The organism is Pseudomonas sichuanensis (genome assembly GCF_003231305.1).
Taxonomy (GTDB): domain Bacteria; phylum Pseudomonadota; class Gammaproteobacteria; order Pseudomonadales; family Pseudomonadaceae; genus Aquipseudomonas; species Aquipseudomonas sichuanensis.
Genome location: NZ_QKVM01000033.1, coordinates 1 through 25,558, shown reverse-complemented (window position 1 = coordinate 25,558; position 25,558 = coordinate 1). Strand labels below are relative to the sequence as shown.

General features: G+C 64.5%; 30 protein-coding genes. 14 read left to right on the top strand and 16 right to left on the bottom strand.

All coding sequences use genetic code 11. From position 1 onward, the window contains the following. The first annotated feature begins 5 nt into the window (after window positions 1–5). Window positions 6–848, top strand: a complete 843-nt coding sequence (locus DM373_RS29730; protein WP_425272596.1) for a methyl-accepting chemotaxis protein — start codon at window positions 6–8, stop codon at window positions 846–848. A 148-nt stretch (window positions 849–996) separates the two neighbouring features. On the opposite strand, the gene DM373_RS17640 is transcribed toward DM373_RS29730, so the two are convergent. From DM373_RS17640 to DM373_RS17630, 3 genes are read right to left on the bottom strand one after another with little or no spacing between them, the layout of a single operon-like run. Next, on the bottom strand, window positions 997–1,617 hold the full coding sequence (locus DM373_RS17640; protein ID WP_110994797.1) for an SOS response-associated peptidase: 621 nt from the start codon (window positions 1,615–1,617) through the stop codon (window positions 997–999). Window positions 1,618–1,632: 15 nt separating this feature from the next. Beyond that, complete coding sequence (locus DM373_RS17635) at window positions 1,633–1,893, bottom strand: putative signal transducing protein (protein ID WP_110994796.1); 261 nt, start codon at window positions 1,891–1,893, stop codon at window positions 1,633–1,635. Next, on the bottom strand, window positions 1,893–2,075 hold the full coding sequence (locus DM373_RS17630) for a CPXCG motif-containing cysteine-rich protein (protein WP_110994795.1): 183 nt from the start codon (window positions 2,073–2,075) through the stop codon (window positions 1,893–1,895). Before DM373_RS17630 ends, DM373_RS17635 begins: the two co-directional genes overlap by 1 nt. A 125-nt stretch (window positions 2,076–2,200) precedes the next feature. Between DM373_RS17630 and DM373_RS17625 the strand changes: the two genes are divergently transcribed. Then, on the top strand, window positions 2,201–3,367 hold the full coding sequence (locus DM373_RS17625; RefSeq protein WP_110994794.1) for a 1-acyl-sn-glycerol-3-phosphate acyltransferase: 1,167 nt from the start codon (window positions 2,201–2,203) through the stop codon (window positions 3,365–3,367). 148 nt (window positions 3,368–3,515) lie between these two features. Here the strand turns inward: DM373_RS17625 and DM373_RS17620 are convergent, their stop codons facing one another. Further along, a complete protein-coding gene (locus tag DM373_RS17620) occupies window positions 3,516–3,776 on the bottom strand; it encodes a hypothetical protein (protein WP_110994793.1) in 261 nt (86 codons plus the stop codon). Window positions 3,777–3,934: 158 nt separating this feature from the next. Here DM373_RS17620 and DM373_RS17615 point away from each other — a divergent pair, with 158 nt between their 5' ends. Continuing rightward, window positions 3,935–4,141, top strand: a complete 207-nt coding sequence (locus tag DM373_RS17615; protein WP_110994792.1) for a hypothetical protein — start codon at window positions 3,935–3,937, stop codon at window positions 4,139–4,141. 305 nt (window positions 4,142–4,446) lie between these two features. On the opposite strand, the gene DM373_RS17610 is transcribed toward DM373_RS17615, so the two are convergent. Then, entirely contained in the window at window positions 4,447–5,031 is a 585-nt protein-coding gene (locus DM373_RS17610) for a YajG family lipoprotein (protein WP_110994791.1), read from the bottom strand. A 144-nt stretch (window positions 5,032–5,175) separates the two neighbouring features. On the opposite strand from DM373_RS17610, the gene DM373_RS17605 reads away from it, so the two are divergent. Together DM373_RS17605 and mqo are read left to right on the top strand one after the other, a co-directional pair. Next, window positions 5,176–5,409: a hypothetical protein gene (locus DM373_RS17605; protein WP_110994790.1), complete on the top strand. Its 234-nt coding sequence runs from the start codon at window positions 5,176–5,178 to the stop codon at window positions 5,407–5,409. Window positions 5,410–6,015: 606 nt separating this feature from the next. After that, a complete protein-coding gene (gene mqo / locus DM373_RS17600) occupies window positions 6,016–7,521 on the top strand; it encodes a malate dehydrogenase (quinone) (protein ID WP_110994789.1) in 1,506 nt (501 codons plus the stop codon). 171 nt (window positions 7,522–7,692) lie between these two features. Here mqo and DM373_RS17595 read toward each other — a convergent pair whose 3' ends face one another. The 3 genes from DM373_RS17595 to DM373_RS17585 form a co-directional block, all read right to left on the bottom strand. Next, window positions 7,693–7,983, bottom strand: a complete 291-nt coding sequence (locus DM373_RS17595) for a PA4642 family protein (protein ID WP_110994788.1) — start codon at window positions 7,981–7,983, stop codon at window positions 7,693–7,695. 70 nt (window positions 7,984–8,053) lie between these two features. Continuing rightward, window positions 8,054–8,524, bottom strand: a complete 471-nt coding sequence (locus DM373_RS17590) for a hypothetical protein (RefSeq protein ID WP_110994787.1) — start codon at window positions 8,522–8,524, stop codon at window positions 8,054–8,056. A 103-nt stretch (window positions 8,525–8,627) separates the two neighbouring features. Beyond that, entirely contained in the window at window positions 8,628–9,185 is a 558-nt protein-coding gene (locus DM373_RS17585) for a hypoxanthine-guanine phosphoribosyltransferase (RefSeq protein WP_110994786.1), read from the bottom strand. A 162-nt stretch (window positions 9,186–9,347) separates the two neighbouring features. Between DM373_RS17585 and upp the strand changes: the two genes are divergently transcribed. Both upp and DM373_RS17575 read left to right on the top strand, forming a co-directional pair. Beyond that, window positions 9,348–9,986, top strand: coding sequence for a uracil phosphoribosyltransferase (upp, locus tag DM373_RS17580; RefSeq protein ID WP_110994785.1), 639 nt, complete (start codon window positions 9,348–9,350; stop codon window positions 9,984–9,986). A 2-nt stretch (window positions 9,987–9,988) separates the two neighbouring features. Next, window positions 9,989–11,263, top strand: a complete 1,275-nt coding sequence (locus tag DM373_RS17575; protein ID WP_110994784.1) for a uracil-xanthine permease family protein — start codon at window positions 9,989–9,991, stop codon at window positions 11,261–11,263. Window positions 11,264–11,387: 124 nt separating this feature from the next. On the opposite strand, the gene hemH is transcribed toward DM373_RS17575, so the two are convergent. After that, on the bottom strand, window positions 11,388–12,401 hold the full coding sequence (gene hemH / locus DM373_RS17570) for a ferrochelatase (protein ID WP_110994783.1): 1,014 nt from the start codon (window positions 12,399–12,401) through the stop codon (window positions 11,388–11,390). 13 nt (window positions 12,402–12,414) lie between these two features. Further along, complete coding sequence (locus DM373_RS17565) at window positions 12,415–13,320, bottom strand: TIGR01777 family oxidoreductase (protein ID WP_110994782.1); 906 nt, start codon at window positions 13,318–13,320, stop codon at window positions 12,415–12,417. 187 nt (window positions 13,321–13,507) lie between these two features. Here DM373_RS17565 and DM373_RS17560 point away from each other — a divergent pair, with 187 nt between their 5' ends. From DM373_RS17560 to DM373_RS17540, 5 genes are all read left to right on the top strand, one after another. Next, window positions 13,508–14,494: an NAD(P)/FAD-dependent oxidoreductase gene (locus DM373_RS17560; protein ID WP_110994781.1), complete on the top strand. Its 987-nt coding sequence runs from the start codon at window positions 13,508–13,510 to the stop codon at window positions 14,492–14,494. 107 nt (window positions 14,495–14,601) lie between these two features. Next, window positions 14,602–15,570, top strand: a complete 969-nt coding sequence (locus tag DM373_RS17555) for a YbgA family protein (protein WP_110994780.1) — start codon at window positions 14,602–14,604, stop codon at window positions 15,568–15,570. After that, window positions 15,560–16,438 (top strand): MerR family transcriptional regulator, encoded by an 879-nt coding sequence (locus tag DM373_RS17550; RefSeq protein WP_110994779.1) that lies wholly within the window; start codon window positions 15,560–15,562, stop codon window positions 16,436–16,438. The genes DM373_RS17555 and DM373_RS17550 overlap by 11 nt, the downstream gene beginning before the upstream one ends. A gap of 4 nt (window positions 16,439–16,442) precedes the next feature. Then, window positions 16,443–17,885 (top strand): deoxyribodipyrimidine photo-lyase, encoded by a 1,443-nt coding sequence (gene phrB / locus DM373_RS17545; RefSeq protein WP_110994778.1) that lies wholly within the window; start codon window positions 16,443–16,445, stop codon window positions 17,883–17,885. Further along, window positions 17,882–18,568, top strand: a complete 687-nt coding sequence (locus tag DM373_RS17540) for an SDR family NAD(P)-dependent oxidoreductase (RefSeq protein ID WP_110994777.1) — start codon at window positions 17,882–17,884, stop codon at window positions 18,566–18,568. The genes phrB and DM373_RS17540 overlap by 4 nt, the downstream gene beginning before the upstream one ends. Window positions 18,569–18,664: 96 nt before the next feature. Here the strand turns inward: DM373_RS17540 and DM373_RS17535 are convergent, their stop codons facing one another. From DM373_RS17535 to hemA, 6 genes are all read right to left on the bottom strand, one after another. Further along, on the bottom strand, window positions 18,665–19,183 hold the full coding sequence (locus DM373_RS17535; protein ID WP_110994776.1) for an acyloxyacyl hydrolase: 519 nt from the start codon (window positions 19,181–19,183) through the stop codon (window positions 18,665–18,667). 112 nt (window positions 19,184–19,295) lie between these two features. Beyond that, window positions 19,296–20,093, bottom strand: a complete 798-nt coding sequence (murI, locus tag DM373_RS17530; protein ID WP_110994775.1) for a glutamate racemase — start codon at window positions 20,091–20,093, stop codon at window positions 19,296–19,298. Then, window positions 20,086–20,841 (bottom strand): molybdopterin-synthase adenylyltransferase MoeB, encoded by a 756-nt coding sequence (locus DM373_RS17525; protein WP_110994774.1) that lies wholly within the window; start codon window positions 20,839–20,841, stop codon window positions 20,086–20,088. Before DM373_RS17525 ends, murI begins: the two co-directional genes overlap by 8 nt. Further along, window positions 20,835–21,665 carry a peptide chain release factor N(5)-glutamine methyltransferase gene (gene prmC / locus DM373_RS17520; RefSeq protein WP_110994773.1) on the bottom strand — a complete coding sequence of 277 codons (831 nt, stop codon included), beginning with the start codon at window positions 21,663–21,665 and terminating at the stop codon, window positions 20,835–20,837. The genes DM373_RS17525 and prmC overlap by 7 nt, the downstream gene beginning before the upstream one ends. Continuing rightward, on the bottom strand, window positions 21,665–22,747 hold the full coding sequence (gene prfA, locus DM373_RS17515; protein ID WP_110994772.1) for a peptide chain release factor 1: 1,083 nt from the start codon (window positions 22,745–22,747) through the stop codon (window positions 21,665–21,667). The genes prmC and prfA overlap by 1 nt, the downstream gene beginning before the upstream one ends. Further along, window positions 22,744–24,021 carry a glutamyl-tRNA reductase gene (gene hemA / locus DM373_RS17510; RefSeq protein WP_110994771.1) on the bottom strand — a complete coding sequence of 426 codons (1,278 nt, stop codon included), beginning with the start codon at window positions 24,019–24,021 and terminating at the stop codon, window positions 22,744–22,746. The genes prfA and hemA overlap by 4 nt, the downstream gene beginning before the upstream one ends. A 491-nt stretch (window positions 24,022–24,512) precedes the next feature. Between hemA and DM373_RS17505 the strand changes: the two genes are divergently transcribed. Together DM373_RS17505 and DM373_RS17500 are read left to right on the top strand one after the other, a co-directional pair. Next, window positions 24,513–24,761 (top strand): hypothetical protein, encoded by a 249-nt coding sequence (locus DM373_RS17505; protein ID WP_110994770.1) that lies wholly within the window; start codon window positions 24,513–24,515, stop codon window positions 24,759–24,761. Between the two features lie 185 nt (window positions 24,762–24,946). Next, window positions 24,947–25,216 carry a DUF3077 domain-containing protein gene (locus tag DM373_RS17500; RefSeq protein ID WP_110994769.1) on the top strand — a complete coding sequence of 90 codons (270 nt, stop codon included), beginning with the start codon at window positions 24,947–24,949 and terminating at the stop codon, window positions 25,214–25,216. Window positions 25,217–25,558: the final 342 nt, after the last annotated feature.

The following is a 25,558-nucleotide window of genomic DNA, read 5'->3' as shown; positions in this document are numbered from 1 at the left end:
AGGCCATGATCAGCCAGGTGGTCAGCTCGGTCCAGAAAGTCAGCGACTCGTCGGAGCACACCGCCGACATCGCCATTCGCACCAACCAAGGCGTGCACAAACAGATGGTGGAGATCGACCAGGTGGCCACCGCCGTGCAGGAAATGACCGCCACCGCGCAGGACGTGGCGCGCAACGCCACCCAGGCGGCCCAGGCGGCCAGCGAGGCCGACCGCGCGGCCAACCAGGGGCTGGAGATCGTACGTGACACCTCGCATTCGATCAGCGCACTGGCCGGCGAGATTGGCCGGGCCGTGGCCGTGGTGCAGGACCTGGCCCGCGACAGCGAGAACATCAACGCCATCCTCGTGGCGATCCGCGCAATTGCCGAGCAGACCAACCTGCTGGCGCTCAACGCCGCCATCGAGGCCGCCCGCGCCGGCGAGCAGGGCCGTGGCTTCGCCGTGGTCGCCGACGAAGTCCGCAACCTGGCACAGAAGACCCAGCAGGCCACGCAGGAAATCCAGCAGATGATCCAGCAGCTGCAGCAGGGCACCCGCGAAGTGGTCAAGGTGATGGAAGACAGCCAGGGCAAGACCGACGTCAGCGTGCAGCAGGCCAGCCGCGCGGCGCAGTCGCTGGAGAGCATCACCCAGGCGGTGTCGGTGATCAACGACATGAACACCCAGATCGCCAGCGCCGCCGAGCAGCAGAGCGCGGTGGCCGAGGACATCAACCGCAACGTGATCAGCATCGGCCAGGTGGCCGGTGAAGTGGCCGGCGGCGCCGACGAGTCGAGCCAGGCCAGCGCCGAGCTGACCAAGCTGGCCGAGCAGCAGCGGCGCTTGATCAATCAGTTCAGGGTTTGAGCCCAGGGCGCGCAGGTACTCCTGTAGGAGCGGCCTTGTGCCGCGAAAGGGCCGCAAAGCGGCCCCGGCGTTACCACATAGAATGCCGGGGCCGCTGCGCAGCCCTTTCGCGGCACAAGGCCGCTCCTACAGGGATTACGCCAAGGCCTCACGCCGGGGTCAGGCACTCCGGCCCATCGAGCTTCGGATCATTGACGAACAGCGCCAGCGCCCGCTCGCGCAAGGCGCCAGGCGGCTTGGCCAGGATTTCGTGCAACCGTGCCAACGGCGTATGCGGGTCGAGCCATAGCGCCTGCTCGGCCTCATCCAGGATCAACGGCCGGCGCTGGTTCATGGCCGCCTGGGTGATCACCGCGCAACTCAGCCAGACCTGCTCCTGTACCGGATACTCTTCCCAGACCGCGGCAAAGAACAGCGCCGAGCCCTCTCCCGGGGTGACCCAATAAGGGCGCTTGCGCGCCGTGCCGCGCCACTCGTAGAAGCCGTTGGCCGGGATCAGGCAGCGCCGCTGGCGGAACGGTTCACGGAACATCGGTTGCTCTGCGAGGGTCTCGGCGCGGGCCTGGGCGGGGGTACGGGAGAGGTCGGTCAACCAGGCCGGGGTCAGCCCCCAGCGGGCACTGGCCAGTTGCAGCTGGCCATCGAGCTGGCGCTGAACCAGTACCGAGGCACCGGGCGAGATGTTCCATTGAGGCTGCTGGCCCGGGGGGAACCCCGGCAGGCCGGCGAAGGCCTGGGACCAGCGAAACAGGGCATAGCGTCCACACATGGGCGAAATCAAAACCTAACAGATCAGGGTTCCCGGATAACTTTCCGGTTCGTCGCCAGCAAGAGGCTGGGCCGCATTGTACGCATCGATCAGCTGCCGCGCGTAGCCGGCCTGCTCATCGGCCACCGCCAGGCCGAGCAGGCCCTGCATTGGCAGCTCGCCTACACCACCCATCAGGTCGCGCCCGACCAGGTGCACCTCGATGCCCTCGCTGGCCAGCATGCCAACCAGCATCTGCGCCTCCAGGAGGCTTTCCGGGTCATAGATTCGCTGCATCAGTCATTCTCGCCGTAGACATCCAGCATCCACTCATCGCCATGTACCTGCAGCACGAAGCGGATAGGCTTGCAGCACACCTGGCAGTCCTCGATGTATTCCTGATCGCCGCCGGACAGGTCCACCGTCGTTTCGACTTCTTCACCACAATAGGGACAATCGTAGAGTGCAGTCTCCAGCATCGCGGCCTCCCGAGTGACTTGTGCGTATAATTGCCGGTCTGTTTACAGGGCCTGTGTGTGTCCGAGCCGTTTTTCCGACCCCGTCCCTACCTTATTACCCTAGCCGTTTCCAACAAGAGAGCATGATGGGCGAATTCGATGCCATCCGACCGTACGACGACGCTGAGGTCCCTGCCGTTCTGGCACGCCTGCTCAGCGACCCGGCATTCCTCGATATCCTCACCCACTTCCGCTTCCCGCGCGCGGCGGGCGCCCTCGGCTGGCTGCTCAAGCCGCTGATCGCCCGGCGCCTGCGTAAAGAGTTCGCCGGCGTTACCTGCGTCTCGACGCTGCAGGACAAGGTCGAGTACTACGTCGACCGCACCATCGACCGAGCCACCGACGGCGTCACCTATTCCGGCGTCGAGCAGCTCAAGTCGGGCACCGCCTACCTGTTCCTGGCCAACCACCGCGACATCGTCATGGACCCGGCCTTCGTCAACTACGCGGTCTATCACGCGGGCCTGCCCACGCCGCGCATCGCCATCGGCGACAACCTGCTGCAGAAGCCGTTCGTCAGCGACATGATGCGCCTGAACAAGAGTTTCATCGTGCACCGCTCGATCAGCGGGCGCCGCGAGAAACTGGCCGCGTACCAGCTGCTGTCGGCCTACATCAACCACTCGATCCGCAACGACGGCGCCTCGATCTGGATCGCCCAGGCCGAAGGCCGCGCCAAGGACGGTGACGACCGCACCGATTCGGCCATCCTCAAAATGTTCCACATGAGCCGCAAGGACGAGCCGTTCGGCGCGGTGATCCAGAGCCTGAACCTGATCCCGGTGTCGATCAGCTACGAATACGACCCCTGTGACCAGGCCAAGGCCCGCGAGCTGTACATCCGCGCCACCACCGGCAGCTACAAGAAGGCCCCGGGCGAGGACGACAACAGCATTGCCCAGGGCATTACCGGCTACAAAGGGCGCGTGCACATCAACTTTGCCCCACCGGTGACCGAGTACCACGAAGACACCAAGCAGCTGGCGCAAGCCATCGACCGGCAGATTCTCGGTGGCTACCGGTTGTTCCCGGTGCACTACCTGGCCTATGCGATGTGGGCCGAGAAGGATGCGGCACTCGAGGTGCCAGACGCCGAGAAGTTGTTCCCGGCGGACGAATTGGCCAAGGCCAAGGAAGAGTGGCAGCGTCGCCTCGACGCATGCCCGGTGGAACAGCAGCCGTACCTGGTGCAGCAGTATGCGACGCCGGTGCGCAACCAGTACCAGGTGAAGCGCCAGCCTCTGTCTGCCTGAAGGGTAATGCCAGTCGGTCAAGCCAATTGGGGTCGCTGCGCGACCCTTCGCGGGTAAACCCGCTCCCACACGTGCAGCGCTCGATTCAGACTTTGCGCGATCCTGTGGGAGCGGCGGTGCGCCGCTCCCACGAATGGAACACCAGGCTTCAGACCCAGGTGCTGAACCACGACAGCAGCAGCGCCATGGCCAGGCATGAGAAACCGAGGATGTAGTAGTAACGCGGCACGCGCCGGTCGAAGGCATCCACCAGCCCTTCGTCCACCGCCAGGCTTTCACGGGTCATGCTGGCGCGGCGCCGGGCACTGTGCAGCAGCAGCCCGCCAGGGCAGGTTATGAACAGGGCCAGCAGGTTGATCAGCTTGGCCGGGTGGGCAGCCAGGAAGCCCCAGAGCACTTGCAACGACATCGCACGACCTCGGTATCACGACGGCAAAGCCCGGCATTCTACCCAAGCCGGCCTGCCCCTCCCGCTTTTTGCGACAAAGTGTCAGTTAATTTCATCTGTCACACGCTCGTCATCAAGGCAGGCCACCCTGTCGGCCTTCCACCGTACCGGAGCTTGTCATGCTGCACGCCGAAAACCAGGACCGCCTGTACCTCGTTGCCCAGAGCGATGAGCAACAGGCGCTGATCGACAGCTTCTCGATCAATGTCCAGGACCGCCAGTGGCTGGTGTATTGCGCCTTGGGCGGACACAGCCATGACGACCTGCCCGAGGTCGACATACAGACCGGCATCAGCTTGCTGGACTTGCACGTCCTGGCGGCCTGAGACATCTTCAACGGCTTCATCGCAGGCTGCATGCATCGTTTGAAACCAGCAAACATCCTGTGGGAGCGGCTTTAGCCGCGAAGCAAGCGACGCGGTGCATGGCACTGGCTTGGCCGGTGTTCGCGGGGCAAGCCCGCTCCCACAGGGATCGCGCTAGCTTTAACAGTTGAGCAAGACAGTTGCTCCTACAGGGCCGGCGCTCTACTCAGGATATGCATGGTCCTTTGGGCACCGGCGAAGCCTGCGCACAAAAAAGCCCGCTGCCTGGCACCCAGGCAGCGGGCTTTTGCATTGCACCGAAGCGCTTACTCGCCCAGCACTTGCCCGATGGTCGGGTCCTTGAACAGGCGGGTCAGGGCATCGCTGAGCACATCGCTCACCAGCTTGGTGTTGGTTTCCTGGTTCGGCGCCATGCCGAAACGCTGGTCGAGCGAAGCACCGTAGCGGCCGCTGTAGCGGCGATTGGCGTTCGACACGTCCGCGCGGAACGTGGCGCCGATGGTGGCCTCGGTCACGTACATCTTGTCCTTGGGCGACTGATACTTCAGCTCGGCCAGGGTCACGGTCAGCTGCGGCACGTTGCCGGCGTTGGGCGTCGGGGTGAAGCCGAGCAGGCGCACCGCCGCTTCGGCCTGGGCCTGCAGCTTGGGCACGACATCGTTGCCGCTGACGCTGATGGTGCTGGTTTCGGGGTACATGCCCCCACGGGTGCCCAGCGATTGCGAGGCCCGACCGTCAACCACCCTGACCACCACCGGCTGGCCATGGCCGACCGGCGCCAGTTGCTGAGTGAGCTTGGGTTGCGGGCTGAGTTGTTGCGGGCTGTGGGCACACCCGGCCAGGCTCAGGCTGGCCACCGCGAACAAACCGACCAACAGACGTTGCAACATGCGCATTTCTCCAGAAAAAGCGGCAAAGGCCCACAGTATACCCAGCCCGCCATCGGCCAGTCATCGCCCTGCCCGGCTTGTCACAATGGTTTCATGCCCCCGCCGTTATGCTTGCGCCAGCCCGACCTGACAGGACAAACCGCCATGGCCTCGCTCTGGACCCTGCTTTTCAAACGTCAGCGCCACTTCACCTACGCCCACCTCGACAGCAATGGCATCTGCCTGGGCTTCAAGCAGACGCGCCAGCCGCCAACGGCCGCCGGCTGGGTTCTGGTCAACGAGGCGCACCTCGGCTGGCTGGGCCAACCGCTACCCGCCAGCGCCCGAATTTGCACCCACGCAACCAGCCGCTGGCAGCGTCGCCCCCTCGCAGCCTGACAAACGCTGCAATAAAAACCCATAAAGACCGACCTTTCTGCCTGCGACATCGCTATAATCTGCCCCCGATTATAAGGACGTCTCCTGATCGGGCCCCGCATTCGCCGACTGACCCCGGCACCTTCTACGCTTCGCCCACAGAGAGCCTTCCACTCAGGTCTTGCATTGGCTGTCGTGCCTGCTGTTTCCGGCCTTCTGCTGCGCATGAACCTGCGGGTTGCCATCGTGCAGTCCACTTTTGAGGTTCACGTCTCCAAAAGAGCGTGAAAAAACGGTTTTTCACAACTTCACGAGAGTGTGGCGAGCAATGAACAGTCTGGCATGTGTAAAAGCAGCAGATCTTTCACAAACAGCCCTGCGCAGACGGCACAAGCGCTCATCCTGGATGGGAGCCTGAGGCCGGCCCGTAACGCATGACGGATCACTTGACCATAAGTCGAATTGCCGCACCCGTGGCATACGGCGTTCAATACCTGAACACCCAAGACTGGTTGGCAGTGTCCGCTGAAGTTGCAAGAACTGCGAAGAGTCGGACATGGCGATCCTGGCAAACCCAGGGATCCTGTGCTGTCAATTAGGTAGCTGTAGATTGTGGAGACGCGTTAAATGGCGCAGAACGAATCGGTTGATGTGGTACTGGTAGGCGCGGGCATCATGAGTGCCACCCTGGCCGTACTGCTCAAGGAGCTCGACCCGACCCTGAAGCTTGAGGTCGTAGAGGCGATGGACTCCGGAGCCGCGGAGAGTTCCAACCCCTGGAACAACGCCGGTACCGGCCATGCCGGCCTGTGCGAGCTGAATTACACCCCGCAGGCCGCCGATGGCAGCATCGACATCAAGAAAGCCGTGCACATCAACACCCAGTTCGAGGTTTCGCGCCAGTTCTGGGCCTACCTGAGCAAGAAGGGCAACTTCGGCTCGCCGCGCGCTTTCATCAACCCGGTTCCGCACCTGAGCTACGTCGAGGGTGACAAGGGTATCGACTTCCTCAAGAAGCGTTTCGAGCTGCTCAAGCAGCACCACGCCTTCTCGGAGATGGAATACACCGAAGACAAGGCCGTGATGAACGACTGGATGCCGCTGATGATGCCGGGCCGCCCGGCTGACCAGCGCATCGCCGCGACCCGCGTGGCCAAAGGCACCGACGTCAACTTCGGGGCCCTGACCAACAAGCTGCTCAAGCTGCTGGGCAACAGCCCGGACACCCAGGTCAAGTACAGCAAGAAGGTCGTCGGCCTGCGCCGCAACGGCAGCGGCTGGACCGTGAGCATCAAGGACGTCAACAGCGGCGGCAGCCGTGAAGTCGACGCCCGCTTCGTCTTCCTCGGCGCCGGCGGTGCCGCACTGCCCCTGCTGCAGGCCTCCGGCATCCCGGAAAGCAAAGGCTTCGGCGGCTTCCCGGTCAGCGGCCAGTGGCTGCGTTGCGACAACCCGGAAATCGTCAAGCAGCACCAGGCCAAGGTCTACAGCCAGGCCGCGGTTGGCGCCCCGCCCATGTCGGTACCGCACCTGGATACCCGCGTGGTCGATGGCAACACCTCGCTGCTGTTCGGCCCGTACGCCGGCTTCACCACCAAGTTCCTCAAGCACGGCTCGTTGATGGACCTGCCGCTGTCGGTGCGCATGGGCAACATCGGCCCGATGCTGGCCGTGGCCCGCGACAACATGGACCTGACCAAGTACCTGGTCAGCGAAGTGATGCAGTCGATGGAGCAACGCCTGGAAGCCCTGCGTCGCTTCTACCCCGAGGCGAAAGCCGAGGACTGGCGCCTAGAAGTGGCCGGCCAGCGCGTACAGATCATCAAGAAAGACCCGAAAAAAGGCGGCGTGCTGCAATTCGGCACCGAGCTGGTTTCGGCCGCGGACGGCAGCCTGGCTGCACTGCTCGGCGCATCGCCGGGCGCTTCGGTGACTGTGTCGATCATGCTCGAACTGATCGAGCGCTGCTTCCCCGAGCAGGCCAAGGGTGCCTGGGCTGCCAAGCTCAAGGAAATCTTCCCGGCCCGCGAGAAGGTCCTGGCGACCGACGCTGCGCTGTACCACAAGATCAGCGCCGACAACGATGTGGCACTGGACCTGGCGCAGGACAGCCCGGCCAAGCACTACGCCTGAACCGGTTGAAACGAAAAAACGCCCCTCGGGGCGTTTTTTTGTGCCTGGAAGTTCATCAGCCTGTGCCGGCCCTATCGCGGGGCAAGCCCGCTCCCACAGACAGGATTCAAATACTTTGGAATACCGTGGGAGCGGGCTTGCCCCGCGAAGAGGCCAGTACAGGCCAATCAATCAACCGCGGGCGTTGTCGATGATCTCGATGTACTCAGGGGCGTTGCGCTGGTCAGCAATCACCTCGACGAAGGTCTTGCCGTGCTCGTCCTTGCCATCCAGGTCGTATCCGGCCTCGAGGAAGAAACCGACATAACGCTCGAAATCGTCGATGCGCAGGCCGCGGTAGCCTTTGATCAGCTTGTGATGCGACGGCGAGGTGAGGCCATCGGCCGGCTCGAACTGCAGGAAGCTCTTGATGTACTCGTCGCTGATTTCGTCACCAATCACCTGTTTCTTGTCTTTACGCATCAAGGACTCCCACTGGACTGTCTAGGACATTTTCGAAGGCCGGCAGTGTACCCCTCGAGTCGATCGTGCCTCAACGCGTACGTACGGTTCCGGTGTGCAGATCGGCCCAGACATGGCCGTTGCCGTAAGTGAGGAACTGCACGTAAAGGGTCTCGTTGCGCAGCAGGTCCATGATCACCCGATAGTCGGCCATCGGGTAATTGAGGGTCAGGGTACGGCGCTTGTCGTCATAAGCCGGCTTTTTCAGGCTCTTGCCGCCCTCGCCGTCGAAGTTGATCAGCACCTCGCCGATGGTCGAGCCCTTGCTCAAGGGCTTGCCCTTCAGGCGCATCTGCAACGAAGAGGTGATGGGAATGGGTTGCTGGTCGGACTGGCGCTGGGTGCCCACCACCACCGAATAGTCGGTGACCTGCAGCAACTGCTGGCCGGTCGGGGCTTCCTGGCGCAGGGCGAGGTCGTCGGGGGGCAGGAACTGGCTGTGCAGCGGGGCAGCAGATAGCGGCAGGCTCACCGCCAGCAGGAGAGGGACGAACGCACGCATGTGAGGCTCCTTGGCTTGAAGGGGCACTCTAGCATGCTCGGTTCGGCCGTAGCGGCCAGCCCGGCGAACATCGACTGATCGATGAACCCGGGCTGGCGCAGGATTACAGGCCCTTGACGGCGAAGATGCCGTTGGCGTTGCGCCAGTAGCCCTTGTAGTCCATGCCATAGCCGAAGATGTAGCGGTCGACGCACGGCAGGCCGACGTAGTTGGCCTTCAGGTCCGGGCTGGCCTTGCGGTCGTGATCCTTGTCGATCAGCACGGCGGTGTGCACCGAGCGGGCGCCGGCATGCTTGCAGAACTCGATGATGGCGCTGAGGGTGTGGCCCTCGTCGAGGATGTCGTCGACGATCAGCACGTCGCGGTCAATGAACGACACCTCGGGCTTGGCCTTCCAGAACAGTTCGCCGCCGCTGGTCTGGTTGCGGTAGCGGGTGGCGTGCAGGTACGAAGCTTCCAGCGGGAACTGCAGGTGGGTGAGCAGCTTGCCGGCGAAGATCAGGCCACCGTTCATCACGCAGAAAACCACCGGGTTCTTGTCGTGCAGGTCCTTGCAGATCTGTTTGCCGACCTCGGCGATGGCGGCCTCGACCTCGGCTTCGTTGTACAGGCAATCAGCCTCGCGCATCACTTGACGGATATGCTCGAGATCGGCGGACATGGCGCTCTCCAGGGGGTGCGTTTTGGAAAAGCGGGCAAAGGTACGCATCCGCTCGTCCCAGATCAAGCCTTTATGGACTAACGTGCACAATGACCGCACGACAGTCAGGACTGAATAGATTAATCTAGCGCGGTTTTTTTGCCCGCCTTCCGGAGCCCCCCTATGCCTACTCGTGAGATCCGCCATCCGCTGATCCGCCATAAGCTCGGCCTCATGCGCCGCGCCGATATCAGCACCAAGAATTTTCGCGAACTCGCCCAGGAAGTCGGCGCGCTGTTGACCTACGAAGCCACCCAGGACCTGCCGCTCGAAACCTACGAGATCGACGGCTGGTGCGGCAAGGTGCAGGTCGAGAAAATCGCCGGCAAGAAGATCACCGTCGTGCCTATCCTGCGTGCCGGCATCGGCATGCTCGACGGCGTGCTCAGCCTGATCCCCGGCGCCAAGGTCAGTGCCGTGGGCGTTGCCCGCAACGAGGAAACCCTCGAAGCGCACACCTACCTTGAAAAGCTCGCACCGGACATCAATCAGCGCCTGGCCCTGATCATCGACCCGATGCTGGCCACCGGCGGCTCGATGGTCGCCACCATCGACCTGCTGAAGAAAGCCGGCTGCAAAGAGATCCGCGCCATGGTGCTGGTCGCCGCACCCGAAGGCATCGAAGTGGTGGAGAAAGCCCACCCGGATGTGAAGATCTACACCGCCTCGATCGACCAGCGCCTGAACGAACACGGCTACATCGTCCCCGGCCTGGGCGATGCCGGTGACAAGATCTTCGGCACCAAGCAGAAGGACGCCTGACCATGCAGGACGGCTTCAACGACCCGCTCTGGCGCCAGGTCGTCTCGGGCGCGCAGATGCTCTTCGTGGCATTCGGCGCGCTGGTGCTGATGCCGCTGATCACCGGCCTCGACCCCAACGTCGCGCTGTTCACCGCCGGCATCGGCACCTTGCTGTTCCAGCTGGTGACCGGCCGTCAGGTCCCGGTGTTCCTGGCGTCGAGCTTTGCCTTCATCACCCCGATCATCCTCGCCAAGGGCCAGTTCGGCCTGGCCGAGACCATGGGCGGGGTGATGGCCGCAGGCTTCGTCTACACCTTCATGGGCCTGATGGTGAAGGTCAAAGGCACCGGCTTCATCGACCGCATGCTGCCGCCGGTGGTCATCGGCCCGGTGATCATCTCCATCGGCCTGGCCATGGCGCCGATCGCCGCCAACATGGCCATGGGCAAGGGCGGTGATGGCGCTGCGCTGATGCCGTACAAGACCGCGATGATGATCTCGATGCCGGCGCTGCTGACCACGCTGATCGTGGCGGTGTTCGGCAAGGGCATCTTCCGCCTGGTACCGATCATCTCCGGCGTGCTGGTGGGCTTTGCCCTGTCGTTCGCCTTTGGCGTGGTCGACACCGCCAAGATCGCCGCGGCCCCTTGGCTGGAGCTGCCGAACTTCACCGCCCCGGCCTTCAACTGGCAGGCCATCCTGTTCATCGTGCCGGTCGCCCTGGCACCGGCGATCGAACACATTGGCGGGGTGATCGCAGTCGGCAGCGTGACCGGCCGTGACTACCTCAAGAAGCCTGGCCTGCACCGTACCCTGCTGGGGGACGGCCTGGCGACTACCGCCGCCGGCCTGTTCGGCGGCCCGCCCAACACCACCTACGCCGAAGTGACCGGCGCGGTGATGCTGACCAAGAACTACAACCCGAAGATCATGACCTGGGCGGCGCTGTTCGCCATCACCCTGGCCTTCATCGGCAAGTTCGGCGCGCTGCTGCAGAGCATTCCGGTACCGGTGATGGGTGGCATCCTGTGCCTGCTGTTCGGCTCGATCGCGGCGGTGGGCATGAACACCATGATCCGCCACAAGATCGACCTGGCCGAAGCGCGCAACCTGGTGATCGTGTCGGTGACCCTGGTGTTCGGCATCGGCGGCGTACTGATCGGCAGCGGCGACGGCCCGGACGACTGGGGCCTGAAGGGCATCGCCCTGTGCGCCATCGTGGCCATTGCCCTGAACCTGATCCTGCCGGGCAACGATGGCTGGAAACACAAGAAGCTGGATGATCAGTTGCCTTGATCTGACGGTTTGAAGGGGCGTGGGAGCGGGCTTGCCCCGCGATGGCGTCTGGCTTGCCAATCGGGTCGCCAGAACAATCGCTATCGCGGGGCAAGCCCGCTCCCACGGCAAGCCCCTGTAGTTTTCAAGCCTTCTCGCACATCCCCGCCAACACCCTCACCCACTCCGGGTGATCATTCAGGCACGGCACCAGCACCAGCTCCTTGCCACCCGCCTCGATGAACTGCTCCTTGCCCCGATCGCCGATCTCTTCCAGCGTCTCGATGCAGTCAGCGACGAAGGCCGGGCACATCACCAGCAGCTTCTGCACCCCCGCCTTGCCCAGCTCATCCAGGCGCGTTTCGGTGTAGGGCTCGATCCACTTGGCGCGGCCCAGGCGCGACTGGAACGACACCGACCACTTGCCATCCGGGATACCCATCTTCTGCGCGAAGGCCTTGGCGGTGGCCAGGCACTGTCCGCGATAGCACACCGCGCGCATCTCGGCGCTGGCGCCGGCGCAGCAATCGGCGGCCTGGAAATCGTGGTTGCCGGTAGGGTCGAGCTTCTTCAGATGGCGCTCGGGCAGGCCATGGAAGCTCAGCAGCAGGTGATCGTAACCCTGCTCCAGGTGCGGCCGGGCGCTGGCGACCAGCGCGTCGATGTAGTCGGGGTGGTCGTAGAACGGCTGCAGAATGCGGGTCTGCAACGGCAGCTTGCGCTCGGCGATGGTCTGCTTGGCCAGCTCCACCACGGTGGTCACGGTGCTGTCGGCGAACTGTGGATAAAGCGGCGCCAGAGTCACTTTACGCACACCCTGGGCAGCCAGGCGCTCGAGCACCTCGGGCAGCGCCGGCTGGCCATAGCGCATGGCGATCTCGACCGGGCCATGGGGCCAATGGGCGCTCATCGCCTGCTGCAAGCGGCGGGTCAGCACCACCAGCGGCGAACCTTCGTCCCACCAGATCGAGGCGTAGGCATGGGCCGACTGCTCGGGGCGCTTGATCAGGATCAGCGACACCAGCAGGCGCCGCACCGGCCAGGGCAGGTCGATCACGTACGGGTCCATGAGGAACTGGTTGAGGTAACGGCGCACGTCGGCCACCGAGGTGGAGGCCGGCGAGCCCAGGTTGACCAGCAGCAGAGCGTGATCGGTCATGCAGCGTCCTATGTCAGAGGCGGCTGGACAGGTTGCCCAGCGCCGATTGCAGATCGTTGAAGCGGAATGTGAAGCCTGCCGCCAGCAGGCGCACCGGGCGGGCACGCTGGCCGCCAAGCAGCAATGTGGACAGCTCACCCAGCCCGGCCTTGAGCAGCAACGCCGGCATCGGCAGCAACGCCGGGCGATGCAGGGCACGCCCCAGCTGCCTGGCGAACTCGCGGTTGCGCACCGGCTCCGGGGCGCAGGCATTATAAGGACCGCTGGCCTCCTTGTGCTGCAACAGAAAATCAATCAGGGCGACCTGGTCGTCTATATGCACCCACGGCATCCACTGCCGGCCATCGCCCAGCGGCCCGCCCAGCCCGAGTTTGAACGGCAGGCGCAGGCGCGACAAAAAGCCGCCGTCGCTGGCCAGCACCAACCCCGTTCGCACCAGCACCACGCGGATGCCAAAGGCCTGGGCGCGCAAGGCGGTCTCCTCCCAGGCGATGCACAGCTGGCTGGCAAAATCCTCCTTCACCGGCGCCGACGCCTCGGTCAGCTCACGCTCGCCAGCGTCGCCATACCAGCCCACGGCAGAGCCGGATATCAGCACCTCGGGGCGTTGCTCGCGGCCCTCGAGCCAGGCCAGCAACTGCTCGGTGAGGGTGATGCGGCTGGCCCAGAGCAGGCTGCGGCGCCCGGCCGTCCAGGGCCGGTCGGCGATCGGCGCGCCGGCCAGGTTGATCACCGCGTCCACGGCATCATCCGCGGCAATCTCCTCCAGCCGAGCGACACCGCGCACGTCGCTGCCACAGCGTTTGGGCACCTGCGCGGGGGTGCGGCTCCACACGGTCAGGCGGTGACCCTGCCCTCGCCACAGCTGGCAAAGGTGCTGGCCGATGAGGCCGGTACCGCCGGTCAGCAATATATGCATGACTGTGTCCTCAGAGTTGGCGGCCGTGGTCTATTTTTAAGATCAAGGCACTTTTTTGACCGAACGCTCTCGGATAAACATAGGCCAAGCTGCCCTATCGAGCGGAATAACCTTATACAAACATTGCGTATTGTACAGGTTTGCCTGGCAGCGTAGGCTGCGAACAGCGAGGTTCGAAGAGGCCATCATGACAGTACCTATTGCCATCATCGGTGCCGGCATCGCCGGTTTGTCCGCCGCCCAGGCCTTGCAGAAAGCCGGGCACACCGTCCATCTGTTCGACAAAGGCCACGGCAGCGGCGGGCGCATGGCCAGCAAGCGCAGCGAGGCCGGTGCGCTTGACCTCGGCGCCCAATACTTCACCGCCCGCGACCGGCGTTTCGTCGAGCAGGTGCAACACTGGGTCGCCAGCGGCTGGGCCGAACAGTGGAAGCCCCAGCTGTACAACTACCGCGATGGCGAACTCACCCCCTCCCCTGACGAACAGACCCGCTGGGTCGGCGTACCGCGCATGAGCGCCATCACCCGCGGGTTGCTAAAGGACGTCACGGTCAACTTCGGCTGCCGCATCGCCGAGGTGTTCCGCGGCAAGCAATACTGGCACCTGCAAGACACCGAGGGCTGCAGCCACGGCCCATTCAGCCGGGTGGTCATCGCCGTGCCGGCGCCTCAGGCAACGCAGCTGCTGACCGCCACCCCCAAGCTTGCCGCGGTCGCCGCCGGTGTGCAGATGGAGCCGACCTGGGCGATCGCCCTGGGCTTCGAAACCCCGCTCGATACCCCCATGCAAGGCTGCTTCGTACAAGACAACCCGCTTGACTGGCTGGCACGCAACCGCAGCAAGCCCGGGCGTGAAGCGCACCTCGACACCTGGGTGCTGCACGCCACCTCCAGCTGGAGCAAGCAGCATATCGACCTGCCCAAGGAAGACGTGATCGAACAGCTGTGGGGCGAATTCGCCGAGCTGGTCGGCTGCGTGGTGCCTGCGCCGACGTTCGCCCTCGCCCACCGCTGGCTGTATGCCCGGCCGGCCGTGAACCATGAATGGGGCGCCCTGGCCGATGCCGACCTGGGCCTGTATGCCTGTGGCGACTGGTGCCTGTCCGGGCGTGTCGAAGGCGCCTGGCTCAGCGGCCAGGAGGCGGCCCGGCGGCTGCTGGAGCACCTGGATTAGCCGGACCAAAAACCTATACAAGAAATAATTCTTGTATAAGTTTTCAAATGTGCTGGAATTGCCTTGTACAAACCCTGCTGCCTGTACAAGTAATTCCGGAGCACGCCATGAAACATCCCTCCCCGAGCGGCAAGCCACGCCTGGCCATCAGCGCCTGCCTCACAGGCCTCAACGTGCGCTACAACGCCGGGCACAAGCACTCCGACCTGTGCCATGAGCTGCTCGACGAGCACTTCGAATGGGTGACGGTGTGCCCGGAAGTCGCCATCGGCCTGGGCGTGCCTCGCGAGCCGATCCGCCTGGTCGGCGACCCGGAGCACCCTGCCGTCACCGGCAGCCGCGACAGCAGCACCGATTTTTCCGGTCCGCTGCGCGCCTACGGCCAACAGATGGCCAGCGAACTCGACGATATCTGCGGCTACATCTTCATGCAGAAATCGCCTTCCTGCGGGCTCGAGCGGGTCAAGGTGTACCAGGAGAACGGCCACCCGGCCAGCCAGGGCGGGCGCGGCGCCTACGCCGCCGCCTTCTGTGCCGGCCGCCCGGACCTGCCGGTGGAAGAAGAAGGCCGCCTGCACGACCCGGTGCTGCGCGAGAACTTCATCAGCCGCGTGTATGCCTACGCCGACTGGCAGCAGGTACTGCAGGGCGGCCTCAGCCGTGGCGCGCTGATCCGCTTCCACGCCCGCTACAAGTACCTGTTGATGGCCCATAACCCGCAGGCGTACCGAAGCCTGGGCAAGCTGCTCGGCAGCATGACCCGCGACCACGACCCCGAGCAGTTCGGCCCCGCTTATTTCAGCCAGCTGATGCAGGCCCTGCGCCGCTGCGCCAGCCGCGGCACCCATGGCAACGTGCTGCAGCACCTGAGCGGTTACCTGCGCAACGACCTCGACCAGGCCGACAAGGCCGAGCTGCAGCAGATCATCGGCCAGTACCAGCAAGGCGTGGTGCCGCTGGTGGTGCCGTTGACGCTGCTCAAACACCACCTGCGTTGCCACCCCGACCCCTACCTGTTGCAGCAGGCCTACCTGCAACCCCACCCTGAACGCCTCGGGCTGCGCAATGCCATCTGAAGCCCTGCTACCCATTGGCGAAGTCGCCCGGCTGACCGGCGTCAACCCGGTCACCCTGCGCGCCTGGGAGCGCCGTTACGGGTTGATCAAGCCGCAACGCACACCCAAGGGCCACCGCCTTTATCCACAGGACCAGGTGCAGCGCGTCCAGGCAGTGCTGCGCTGGCTCGAACGCGGCGCGGCGGTCAGCCAGGTGCGCGCACTGCTGGACAACGCGGCGGACGCCAGCACCCCGGTCGAGGGCGAATGGGGTGAGCGCATCGAGCAACTGATCGAAGCCATCGCCCTGCTGGCGCAACGCCCACTCGACCAACTGCTGAATCAGGCCATGGCGCTGTATCCGGCCGTCACGGTATGCGAACGCCTGCTGCTGCCGCTGCTCGACGCGCTTGCCCTGCGCTGGCAGACGCACTTCGACGCGGGCCTGGAGCAGGCGTTCTTCAACACCTGGCTGCGCAGCAAGCTGGGCGCCCGGGTGTACCACGACAGCCATTCCCTGGCGGGAGCATGCGTACTGCTGGCACGCACCGACGACACGCCCTTCGATGCCGAATTCTGGCTCTGCGCCTGGCTGCTCAGCAGCAACGGCCAGCCGCTGGAGATCCTCGAATGGCCCGTGGAGCCCCGGCAATTGCGCCAGGCCGTCGAGCTGCTGCAGCCACGCGCGCTGCTGCTCTACCTCGGCCGGCGCCCGGACCTCGCAGCCCTCGGCCGCGCCCTGCAAGACCTGAACACGGCAAAACTCCTGGGCGGCCGCAGCATCAGCCTGCATCAGGCCGAACTGCAAGCCCTGGGCCTGCCCGACCTGCAACTGTTCGACAGCCCACAGGCTGCCTTGCACCGCCTTCAACACTCAACAGGCCGCTAACCCCATGCAATTGATCTGGCTGCGCAGCGACCTGCGCATCGACGACAACACCGCCCTCTCGGCCGCCTGCCAGCGCGGCCCTGCCGTGGCCCTGTGGATCGCCAGCCCCAGGCAGTGGCAAAGCCACGACGACGCCGCCTGCAAGGTCGACTTCTGGCTGCGTAACCTGCGCCAGCTGCGCCAGTCGCTGCAAGCCCTGAACATCCCGCTGCTGATCCGCCATACCGACAGCTGGGCCGAGGTGCCCGAAGCGGTGCTAAAGGTGTGCCGCCAGCACAACATCGAGGCCGTGCACTGGAACGACGAGTACGGCGTCAACGAAGCCCGGCGCGACCAGGCCACCGCACGGCTGCTGGAACAGGCCGGGATCGGTGCCCATGGCCATCTCGACCAGTTGCTGTTCAAGCCCGGCAGCGTGCTCACCCGCAGCGGCCATTACTTCCAGGTGTTCAGCCAGTTCAAACGGGTTTGCCTGGAGCACCTGCACCGCAGCCTGCCCGCCCGCGCCCCGCGTGTTCAGCGCCAAGGCGCCCTGGACATCGCCAGCGACCCCATCCCTGCGCACATCGAAGGCTTTGACGGCACACCCGTTGCCCTGCGCGAGCACTGGCCGGCCGGCGAGGACGAGGCGCACCGGCGCCTGGCCCACTTCCTCGACGAATGTGTCGAAGACTACCCACAACAGCGCGACCTGCCCGCCAAGGCCGGCACCAGCCAGCTTTCACCCTACCTGGCCGCCGGGGTGATCTCGCCGCGCCAGTGCCTGCATGCCGCCCTGGCCAGCAACCAGGGTGAGTTCGACAGCGGCAATGCCGGCGTGCAGACCTGGGTCAACGAACTGCTCTGGCGGGAGTTCTACAAACACATCCTGGTGGGTTATCCACAGGTGTCCCGGCACCGCGCCTTCCGTGCCCACACCGAAGCCCTGCCCTGGCGCAACGCACCTGACGACCTGCAAGCCTGGAAAGAAGGCCGCACGGGTTTCCCGATCATCGATGCCGCCATGCGCCAGCTGCTGCACACCGGCTGGATGCACAACCGCCTGCGCATGATCGTGGCCATGTTCCTCAGCAAGAACCTGCTGATCGACTGGCGCGAGGGGGAACGACACTTCATGCGCCACCTGATCGACGGCGACCTGGCCGCCAACAACGGCGGCTGGCAGTGGAGTGCGTCGACAGGCACCGACGCCGTGCCTTACTTTCGCATCTTCAACCCGGTCACTCAGTCGCAACGCTTCGATTCCAAAGGCGTTTTCATACGCCACTGGTTGCCGGAGCTACGGCAGGCGGATGATAAATACATTCATTTCCCGGTGAAATCTGCCGATCTGTTTGCTACAAATTACTACACCAGTCCGATCGTCGATCTCGAAAGCAGTCGCCAGCGTGCATTGGACGCCTTCAAGGGTTTGTCCACCTGGCAGGATCAGAGGGCAGCAATTTGAGTACAACACGCAGATTCTGGGTAACGGGGGCTACCAACGGACTTGGCCTGGCCCTGGTGGAGCGATTGCTCGACCAGGGGCAACGGGTCGCCGCCAGCAGCAAGGACCATGAGCAGCTCCAGGCGTTGAGCGAACAGGTGCTTTGCCTTCCTGGCCAGTTGCAGGAGGTGGGCCAGGCCGATACCGCCAGCCAGCAGTTGCAGGCGCGATGGGCTGCGCTCGACACCTTGATCATCAACGCCGGCAGTTGCGATTACCTGCCAGACGACGTGGCGGGCGCCGACCTGTTCGAGATGATCGTCGCCAGCAACCTGCGCGCCGCCGAGCACTGCCTGGCGGCGGCCCTGCCGTTGCTGGCCAAGGGTGACAAACCGCAGGTGATGGTGATCCTGAGCCGCTATTCGGCGTCGCAGCTGTACGAGCCGAACCAGCGGCCCAGCGGCCTCAACAGCCTGCCCAGGTGGCTGCGTGACCAACGCGCACCCTTGAAGAGGCTGGGCGTGGACCTGACGATCATCGCGCCACAGTCGTTGAAAACCCCGGTAACCCTCTCCCAGGCCATCCCGGAGGACTGGACCGCACAGACCGCCGCCAATGAGTTGCTGGCACGCCTGGAGCAGCGCCAACCTGAACTTGTGCTCGAGGCGCTGAGCCTGAACAGCCTTTGGCCGTTGCCAGGCTGAACAGCTTTGCCAGCAAGCCATATCAAGCTATTCCAGGCTCGTGCATGCTGGGGCCGCTTCGCAGCCCTTTCGCGGCACAAGGACTATCAGCCGGCCCTATAACGGCATGCGGTAATGCAGGGCGTAACTTTCCACCCCGTCGTTGGGCTGCTTGAGCCCGGCATTGGAATAGTGGGTGGCGCGAATCCCCACCTCATGCCCGCCCGCGAAGCGCAGGCCAAAGCCGATACGGTCCTCGAACTGGAATGACGAGCCCAACCGGTTGTCTTCCAGCTCGGTGCTGGAGAATGCCGCTACGCCAATCCCCGCCTCGATGTAGGGCTTGACCGACTCGCCGGCGAACTCATAGACGAACACCGGCGCGAACGACAGGCTGTGGTTGCTGGCGGTCTTGTCACCCTGCCAATAGCTGTAGGCGCCATCCCAGTAGCCCGTCAGGCGCCCGACCCCGGTTTGCCACCAGCTGGCGTCCCAGTTCGACTGCAAGCCCAGCCGATAGACCTGGGTCGAGTCCCCGGTCTGTCCTACCGAAAACGAAATGTCAGCGGCCTGCACAGCCACCGCCTGCCCCATGGAAACGGCGGCAACGGCCGCCAAGACGCACAGTTTGCGCATGCAAAACCCCTTCTTCCTGATGGTGTTCAGTGTTTGCCCGGCATGCAGGCAGAGCGGTAGAAATCGACGGCGAAACCATAGTTCCAACGGCGATTGACGCCCTTCACACTTTTTATAAGGGGAAGCTTTGCACGCTGTCGGATTTATGCCACAGCAACGGCAGGATTTTTTTCAAGGTATCCGGGTCGGCGCTGCTCCAGAACCGGGTGGGCTGCGCCGGCCCCGCGGCGAGCAAGCCGCGCTCCGCCAGCAGGCGCTGCAGCTGGCGTGCCACGGCGGCACCGGTGTCGATGATCGCCACGTCTGCCGGGACCATCTGCGCCAGCAGCGGGCGCAGGAAGGGGTAGTGGGTGCAGCCCAGGATCAAGGTGTCGCAGCCCGCCGCGAGCAACGGCTGCACGTAGCCCGCCAGCAATTGGCGCAGGACCGGGCTGGCCAGGTCGCCGGCCTCGATGCACTCAACCAACCCAGGGCAAGGCCGGGTGATCACCTGCACATCGCTGGCGAAACGGTCGAGCAAGGCGGCGAACTTGGCGCTTTGCAGCGTGCCGGTGGTGGCCAGCACGCCGACCACGCCAGAGCGGGTGGCCGCCGCCGCCGGCTTGACCGCCGGCTCCATGCCCACCAGCGGCCAGTCGGGGTACAGCTCGCGCAGGTCGGCGACCGCCGCCACGGTGGCGGTGTTGCAGGCCAGGACCATCGCCTTGGCACCCTGATCGCGGAAGAACCCGGCGATATGGCGCAGGCGCTGGCGAATGTAGTCGGGGGATTTTTCGCCATAGGGCACGTGACCGCTGTCGGCCACGTACAACAGCGACTCATTGGGCAACAGGCGCTGGATTTCGGCGAGTACCGACAAGCCGCCGACCCCCGAATCCATCACGCCAACCGGCGCCAGCCCTTCAGCCATGGCGGCTAGCGCACACGGTGCAGGCCGGGTCGCGCTTGACCCGCAGTTCGCGCATGCGGGTGCTCAGCGCATCGATCAACAGAAGGCGCCCCACCAGCGGCTCACCGAAGCCGGCTAGCAATTTCAGGGCTTCCAGTGCTTGCAGGCTGCCCACCAGCCCAACCAGCGGGCCCAGCACGCCGGCTTCGCTGCAGGTGAGCTCGGCCTCGCTGCCATGGCCGTACAGGCAGTGGTAGCAGGGGCTGGTGTCGCGCCGCGTATCGAACACCGACAGCTGGCCTTCGAGGCGGATCGCCGCGCCACTGACCAACGGCTTGCCGGCCGCGACACAGGCGGCATTGACCGCCTCACGGGTGCCGAAGTTGTCGGAGCAGTCCAGCACCACGTCCACCGCCGCCACCGCGGCGGCCAGCGAATCTACATCCAGCGCCTGGCGATGGGCGACCAGGGTGATTTCCGGGTTGATCGCCTGCAGGCGCTTGATCGCCGAATCCACCTTGCTCATGCCGACACTGTCGCTGTCGTGGATGACCTGGCGCTGCAGGTTGGTGAGGTCGACGGTGTCGAAATCGGCCAGGTGCAATTGGCCGACGCCGGCGGCGGCCAGGTACAGCGCCACGGGCGAGCCCAGGCCGCCGAGGCCAATCACCAGCGCCTTGCCGTGCTTCAAGCGCAGCTGGCCGTCGATGTCCACTTGGGGCAGCAAAATCTGCCGGCTGTACCGCAATAGCTCCAGGTCGCTCAGCATGGCAGGCGCCCCAGGCTGATGCGTTCGTGGCCGCCCAGGTCGACACGGCTGGCGACCTCGACGAAGCCGCTGGCCGCCAGCAGTTCGCGCACCGCCGGGGCCTGGTCGTAGCCATGTTCGAGCAGCAGCCAGCCGCCGGGCAGCAAGTGCTGCGGCGCCTGGGCGACGATCACCCGCAGGTCGTCCAGGCCATCTTCACCTGCAACCAAGGCACTGCTGGGCTCGAAGCGCACATCGCCGGCCACCAGGTGCGGGTCGGCGGCGCGAATGTAGGGGGGGTTGCTGAGGATCAGGTCGAAGCGCTCGCCGGCCAGGGCATCGAACCAATGGCTGGCGCGAATCTGCGCATTGCCCAGGCCCAGGCGTTGACGGTTGCGCTCGGCCAGCGCCACGGCTTCGTCGACACGGTCCACCGCCGTCACCTGCCAGGCCGGGCACTCGCTGGCCAAGGCCAGGGCGATGGCGCCGGTGCCGGTGCCCAGGTCCAGCACCCGGGCAGGCGTGGCCGGGACCAGCTCAAGGGCGGTCTCCACCAGCAGCTCGGTGTCCGGGCGTGGGATCAGGGTGTGCGGCGCCACTTCCAGGTCGAGCTTCCAGAAGCCTTGCTGGCCCAGGATGTAGGCCACCGGCTCACCCGCGCGACGGCGCTCGATAAAGCCGGCGAACGCCTCGGCGGCCTCGCTGCTGACGATGCGCTCGGGCCAGGTGTGCAGGTAGCTGCGCGACTTGCCCAGGGCCGCGGCCAAAAGCAGCTCGGCGTCCAGGCGCTCGGTGGGCGACTCCGGCAACTGCGCGTTGCGCAGCAGGCTGGCAATGATGGTCATCAATCCCCCAGGGCGGCCAGCTGATCGGCCTGATACTCGGCCAGCAGCGGCTCGATCACCGCGTCCACACCGCCGGCGAGGATATCGTCGAGGGAATAGAGGGTGAGGTTGATGCGGTGGTCGGTCACCCGGCCCTGTGGATAATTGTAGGTGCGGATGCGCTCGGACCGGTCGCCCGAACCGACCAGCAGCTTGCGCTCGCTGGCAATGGCGTTCTGCGCGGCGCTGGTCTGCATGTCGTTGAGCTTGGCCGACAGCCAGGACATCGCCCGCGCACGGTTCTTGTGCTGCGAACGCTCTTCCTGGCACTCGACCACGATGCCGGTCGGCAAGTGGGTGATACGGATCGCCGAGTCGGTCTTGTTGACGTGCTGGCCGCCGGCGCCAGAGGCGCGGTAGGTGTCCACGCGCAGGTCGGCCGGGTTGATCTCGATCGCCACCTGCTCGTCGGGCTCGGGCAGCACGGCCACGGTGCAGGCCGAGGTGTGGATGCGGCCTTGCGACTCGGTCTCGGGCACTCGCTGCACGCGGTGGGCGCCGGACTCGAACTTCAGCTTGCCGTACACACTGTCGCCTTCGACCCGGGCGATGATCTCTTTGTAACCGCCGTGCTCGCCTTCGTTCTCGGAGAGAATCTCCAGGCGCCAGCCGCGTTTCTCGGCATAGCGCGAGTACATGCGGAACAGGTCGCCGGAGAAGATCGCCGCCTCGTCACCGCCGGTGCCGGCGCGGATTTCCAGGAACACGTTGCGCCCGTCGTTGGGGTCCTTGGGCAGCAGCATGCGCTGCAGGTTCGACTCAAGGCCCACCAGCTGCTCCTTGGCCTCGCGCACTTCCTCGACGGCCATTTCGCGCAGGTCGGGGTCGGCGTCCTTGAGCAGCGCCTGGGCGCCTTCGAGGTCATCCTGGACCTTGCGCCACTCTTTATAGGCGGCGATCACCGGCTCGACTTCGGCGTATTCGCGGGAATAGGCACGGAAGCGAGTCTGGTCGGAAATGACTTCGGCATCACCCAGCAGCGCGGTGAGTTCCTCGAAGCGGTCCTGGAGCGTGTCCAGTTTGTTCAGCAGCGACGCTTTCATTGCGGGGTTTTGTCCGTCGAGCCCTCATGGAGGGCGAAGAGTTCCTGGGCCATGGCCAGTGCATCGAGGCGGCCTTCGGCAGAGAGCTTTTTCAGTTGCACGCTGGGCGCGTGCAGGAGTTTGTTGGTCAGCCCCCGGGCCAGTTGCGCCAGTACTTCTTCGGGGTTGCCGCCGTTGGCCAGCAGGCGCTGGGCCTTTTGCAGCTCTTCGTCGCGCAGGCGCTCGCTTTGTTGGCGATAGGCCTTGAGCACATCCACCGCGGCCAGCTCGCGCAGGCGCACCATGAAATCGTCGGCACCGGCCGACACCAGCTCTTCGGCAGCCTGGGCCGCGCCCTGGCGGCTTTTGAGGTTTTCGGCGACCACATCGTGCAGGTCGTCGACGGTGTAGAGGTAGACGTCATCCAGGTCGCCGACCTGCGGCTCGATGTCACGCGGCACCGCGATGTCGACCATGAAGATCGGCTTGTGCCGGCGCTGCTTCAGCGCGCTTTCCACCGCACCCTTGCCCAGGATCGGCAACTGGCTGGCGGTGGAGCTGATGACGATGTCGCTGTTGGCCAGCTCCTGCGGGATATCCGCCAGCAGCACGGCGTGGGCGCCGAACTGCTCGGCCAGCATGCTGGCGCGTTCAAGGGTGCGGTTAGCCACGACGATGCGGCGCACGCCCTGCTCGTGCAGGTGGCGGGCGACCAGGGTGATGGTTTCGCCGGCACCGATCAGCAGCGCCTGGCTGCGCCCCAGGTCGGAGAAGATCTGCTTGGCCAAGCTGACCGCGGCAAAGGCCACCGACACCGGGTTCTCGCCGATGGCGGTGTCGGTGCGCACCTGCTTGGCGGCGCTGAAGGTGGCCTGGAACAGGCGCCCGAGCAGCGGGCCGACGGTGCCGGCCTCACGGGCCACGGCGTAGGCCGACTTCATCTGGCCGAGGATCTGCGGTTCGCCCAGCACCAGCGAGTCGAGGCCCGAAGCCACCCGCATCATGTGCCGCACCGCGTCGTGCTCTTCGTGCACGTAAGCGCTGGCGCGCAGTTCATCGAGGCTCAGCTGGTGATAGTCGGCCAGCCATTGCAGCACCGCGTCGGCGCCGAGCTGGTCTTGCTCTATATAGAGTTCGCTGCGGTTGCAGGTGGACAGGATCGCCGCCTCGCGGCTGGCGGTCAGTCGGCAGAGCTGCTGCAGGGCATCCACCAGCTGCTCTGGGGTAAACGCCACGCGCTCGCGTACGTCTACCGAGGCAGTCTTATGGTTGATACCAAGTGCAAGAAAGGCCATGCAAGGTCGCTGGTTGGGACGTGAAGCCGATAATTGTCCTACTTCGCAGGTTTTAGAACAACCACCGTTCGCTATTGTGGCGATAGGCAGGTGGTAGCGAGGGTGGGTATCGACAGGTTCGAAGGCGAAGGCTCCCACGCTCAAGCGACTTTTTGCGGGGTGGTGGGCGGTAAATGGGAATGGGAAGAATCAGATTAAGCACCTTTCCTGTAGTCCATTTCCCAAACATACTGCCAGGTCCTTTCAAGCCATTGCGGTGGTCTGGGTTGGCCTCTAGTCTCGGGCGGTCGCTGCGAAAACAGTGACCGGCTTTGACAGGCCGTCCTGAACAAACCGCATGGCTTTGCTTTTATGGCGGCTGTGCGTGGGGCACCTCCGTGTGCGCCGGTCTTTTGGTTTTGTTCACCGGTCTGTCAACCCATGTACAGCTGCCACCTTCTTGTTTGACAGCCTGCGGTGGTGGTCCTTATTTCACGAACAGGACTGAAACCATGCTAAAGATCGTCCCAGATCCACCCCACAATCATCATTCCCTTGAGGACACCCTGATCCAGGCCACGGAGTACGCCCTGTGCGCGCAGGCTGTGGCGCATCAGGCCATTTCGGTCCAGCAGTCCAAGTCGCCCGCGTCGATTCTGATCATGGCGTTGATGCATGAGATCGAGGCGCTGCGGGTGCTGCTTGAGTCGGCACTGATTCAGGTGCAGATGCCGCAGATGGAGCCCCGGGCGTTCCACTAGGCCGTTGGTCATGTGTCGCCTGGGCTGGCGCTATCGCGGGGCAAGTCGCATCGGCGCACCGCCGCTCCCACGCCCCCCCCAGCCCGCAGGGTTATGCCTGCATCCGTGGGAGCGGCGGTGCGCCGATGCGACTTGACCCGCGATGGGGCCCGCCCAGGCACCGATCATTTCAGGGAGAGTGAGCAATGAACACAGACGACACCACGCCCCGCACCACTGCGGGCAAAACCAAGTTCTACCAAGGCGAAGGCATGACCGCCCCGCTGTTCTGCATTGAACCCGGCATCCCCTGCCAGCACGCCCGTGACCAGGCATCGGAGCTGATGGGCTGCGTACGCGACCTGACCATCGCCGGGATCATGGAGGAAAAACCGCAACTGCTGTGGGCGTCGTATTACCTGAGCGCGCTGGCCAAGGCGCTGATGGATGATGCCGAGTTGGGGATGAGGCACTGAGTGGTGCTGTGCCAGGGAGTCGGCGTGCTGGCGCCCTGGCAATTGGGTTGAGCGGTGCGCGCGCCGAATAGGCCTGGGCTCGCCTCTGATCACCTAATTACAGTTATCCCTAGCAGTGCATCGCCCCTAGTGCATACGAAACCAGGGGCGATTCAAAATTCTAAACTTCAACCCATCTTCATTAAAGAGCAACAACGCTAAGCATTCCTGAAGTCAAGAGCCTATGTACTTGTACATTAACTCACACTTATCACCATCAATTGAAAACTCGGCATGCAAAATAGCCTCTCCTACTTTGCCGTCAATGAGCAATACGCATTCCACACCCAACCCGCCATCATT

What these genes read in the sequence shown, in the direction of transcription:
- DM373_RS17615 (WP_110994792.1), top strand. Translation starts at nt 3,935, where the DNA reads ATGCTGCACGCCGAAAACCAGGACCGCCTGTACCTCGTTGCCCAGAGC.
- upp (WP_110994785.1), top strand. Translation starts at nt 9,348, where the DNA reads ATGCCTACTCGTGAGATCCGCCATCCGCTGATCCGCCATAAGCTCGGC.
- DM373_RS17555 (WP_110994780.1), top strand. Translation starts at nt 14,602, where the DNA reads ATGAAACATCCCTCCCCGAGCGGCAAGCCACGCCTGGCCATCAGCGCC.
- DM373_RS17590 (WP_110994787.1), bottom strand. Translation starts at nt 8,524, where the DNA reads ATGCGTGCGTTCGTCCCTCTCCTGCTGGCGGTGAGCCTGCCGCTATCT.
- prmC (WP_110994773.1), bottom strand. Translation starts at nt 21,665, where the DNA reads ATGACCATCATTGCCAGCCTGCTGCGCAACGCGCAGTTGCCGGAGTCG.
- mqo (WP_110994789.1), top strand. Translation starts at nt 6,016, where the DNA reads ATGGCGCAGAACGAATCGGTTGATGTGGTACTGGTAGGCGCGGGCATC.
- murI (WP_110994775.1), bottom strand. Translation starts at nt 20,093, where the DNA reads ATGGCTGAAGGGCTGGCGCCGGTTGGCGTGATGGATTCGGGGGTCGGC.
- hemH (WP_110994783.1), bottom strand. Translation starts at nt 12,401, where the DNA reads ATGACCGATCACGCTCTGCTGCTGGTCAACCTGGGCTCGCCGGCCTCC.
- DM373_RS17635 (WP_110994796.1), bottom strand. Translation starts at nt 1,893, where the DNA reads ATGCAGCGAATCTATGACCCGGAAAGCCTCCTGGAGGCGCAGATGCTG.
- DM373_RS17500 (WP_110994769.1), top strand. Translation starts at nt 24,947, where the DNA reads ATGAACACAGACGACACCACGCCCCGCACCACTGCGGGCAAAACCAAG.
- DM373_RS17535 (WP_110994776.1), bottom strand. Translation starts at nt 19,183, where the DNA reads ATGCGCAAACTGTGCGTCTTGGCGGCCGTTGCCGCCGTTTCCATGGGG.
- DM373_RS17565 (WP_110994782.1), bottom strand. Translation starts at nt 13,320, where the DNA reads ATGCATATATTGCTGACCGGCGGTACCGGCCTCATCGGCCAGCACCTT.
- DM373_RS17575 (WP_110994784.1), top strand. Translation starts at nt 9,989, where the DNA reads ATGCAGGACGGCTTCAACGACCCGCTCTGGCGCCAGGTCGTCTCGGGC.
- DM373_RS17605 (WP_110994790.1), top strand. Translation starts at nt 5,176, where the DNA reads ATGGCCTCGCTCTGGACCCTGCTTTTCAAACGTCAGCGCCACTTCACC.
- DM373_RS17620 (WP_110994793.1), bottom strand. Translation starts at nt 3,776, where the DNA reads ATGTCGTTGCAAGTGCTCTGGGGCTTCCTGGCTGCCCACCCGGCCAAG.
- DM373_RS17610 (WP_110994791.1), bottom strand. Translation starts at nt 5,031, where the DNA reads ATGTTGCAACGTCTGTTGGTCGGTTTGTTCGCGGTGGCCAGCCTGAGC.
- hemA (WP_110994771.1), bottom strand. Translation starts at nt 24,021, where the DNA reads ATGGCCTTTCTTGCACTTGGTATCAACCATAAGACTGCCTCGGTAGAC.
- DM373_RS17625 (WP_110994794.1), top strand. Translation starts at nt 2,201, where the DNA reads ATGGGCGAATTCGATGCCATCCGACCGTACGACGACGCTGAGGTCCCT.
- prfA (WP_110994772.1), bottom strand. Translation starts at nt 22,747, where the DNA reads ATGAAAGCGTCGCTGCTGAACAAACTGGACACGCTCCAGGACCGCTTC.
- DM373_RS17640 (WP_110994797.1), bottom strand. Translation starts at nt 1,617, where the DNA reads ATGTGTGGACGCTATGCCCTGTTTCGCTGGTCCCAGGCCTTCGCCGGC.
- DM373_RS17595 (WP_110994788.1), bottom strand. Translation starts at nt 7,983, where the DNA reads ATGCGTAAAGACAAGAAACAGGTGATTGGTGACGAAATCAGCGACGAG.
- DM373_RS17505 (WP_110994770.1), top strand. Translation starts at nt 24,513, where the DNA reads ATGCTAAAGATCGTCCCAGATCCACCCCACAATCATCATTCCCTTGAG.
- DM373_RS17525 (WP_110994774.1), bottom strand. Translation starts at nt 20,841, where the DNA reads ATGCTGAGCGACCTGGAGCTATTGCGGTACAGCCGGCAGATTTTGCTG.
- DM373_RS17550 (WP_110994779.1), top strand. Translation starts at nt 15,560, where the DNA reads ATGCCATCTGAAGCCCTGCTACCCATTGGCGAAGTCGCCCGGCTGACC.
- phrB (WP_110994778.1), top strand. Translation starts at nt 16,443, where the DNA reads ATGCAATTGATCTGGCTGCGCAGCGACCTGCGCATCGACGACAACACC.
- DM373_RS17630 (WP_110994795.1), bottom strand. Translation starts at nt 2,075, where the DNA reads ATGCTGGAGACTGCACTCTACGATTGTCCCTATTGTGGTGAAGAAGTC.
- DM373_RS17585 (WP_110994786.1), bottom strand. Translation starts at nt 9,185, where the DNA reads ATGTCCGCCGATCTCGAGCATATCCGTCAAGTGATGCGCGAGGCTGAT.
- DM373_RS17560 (WP_110994781.1), top strand. Translation starts at nt 13,508, where the DNA reads ATGACAGTACCTATTGCCATCATCGGTGCCGGCATCGCCGGTTTGTCC.
- DM373_RS29730 (WP_425272596.1), top strand. Translation starts at nt 6, where the DNA reads ATGATCAGCCAGGTGGTCAGCTCGGTCCAGAAAGTCAGCGACTCGTCG.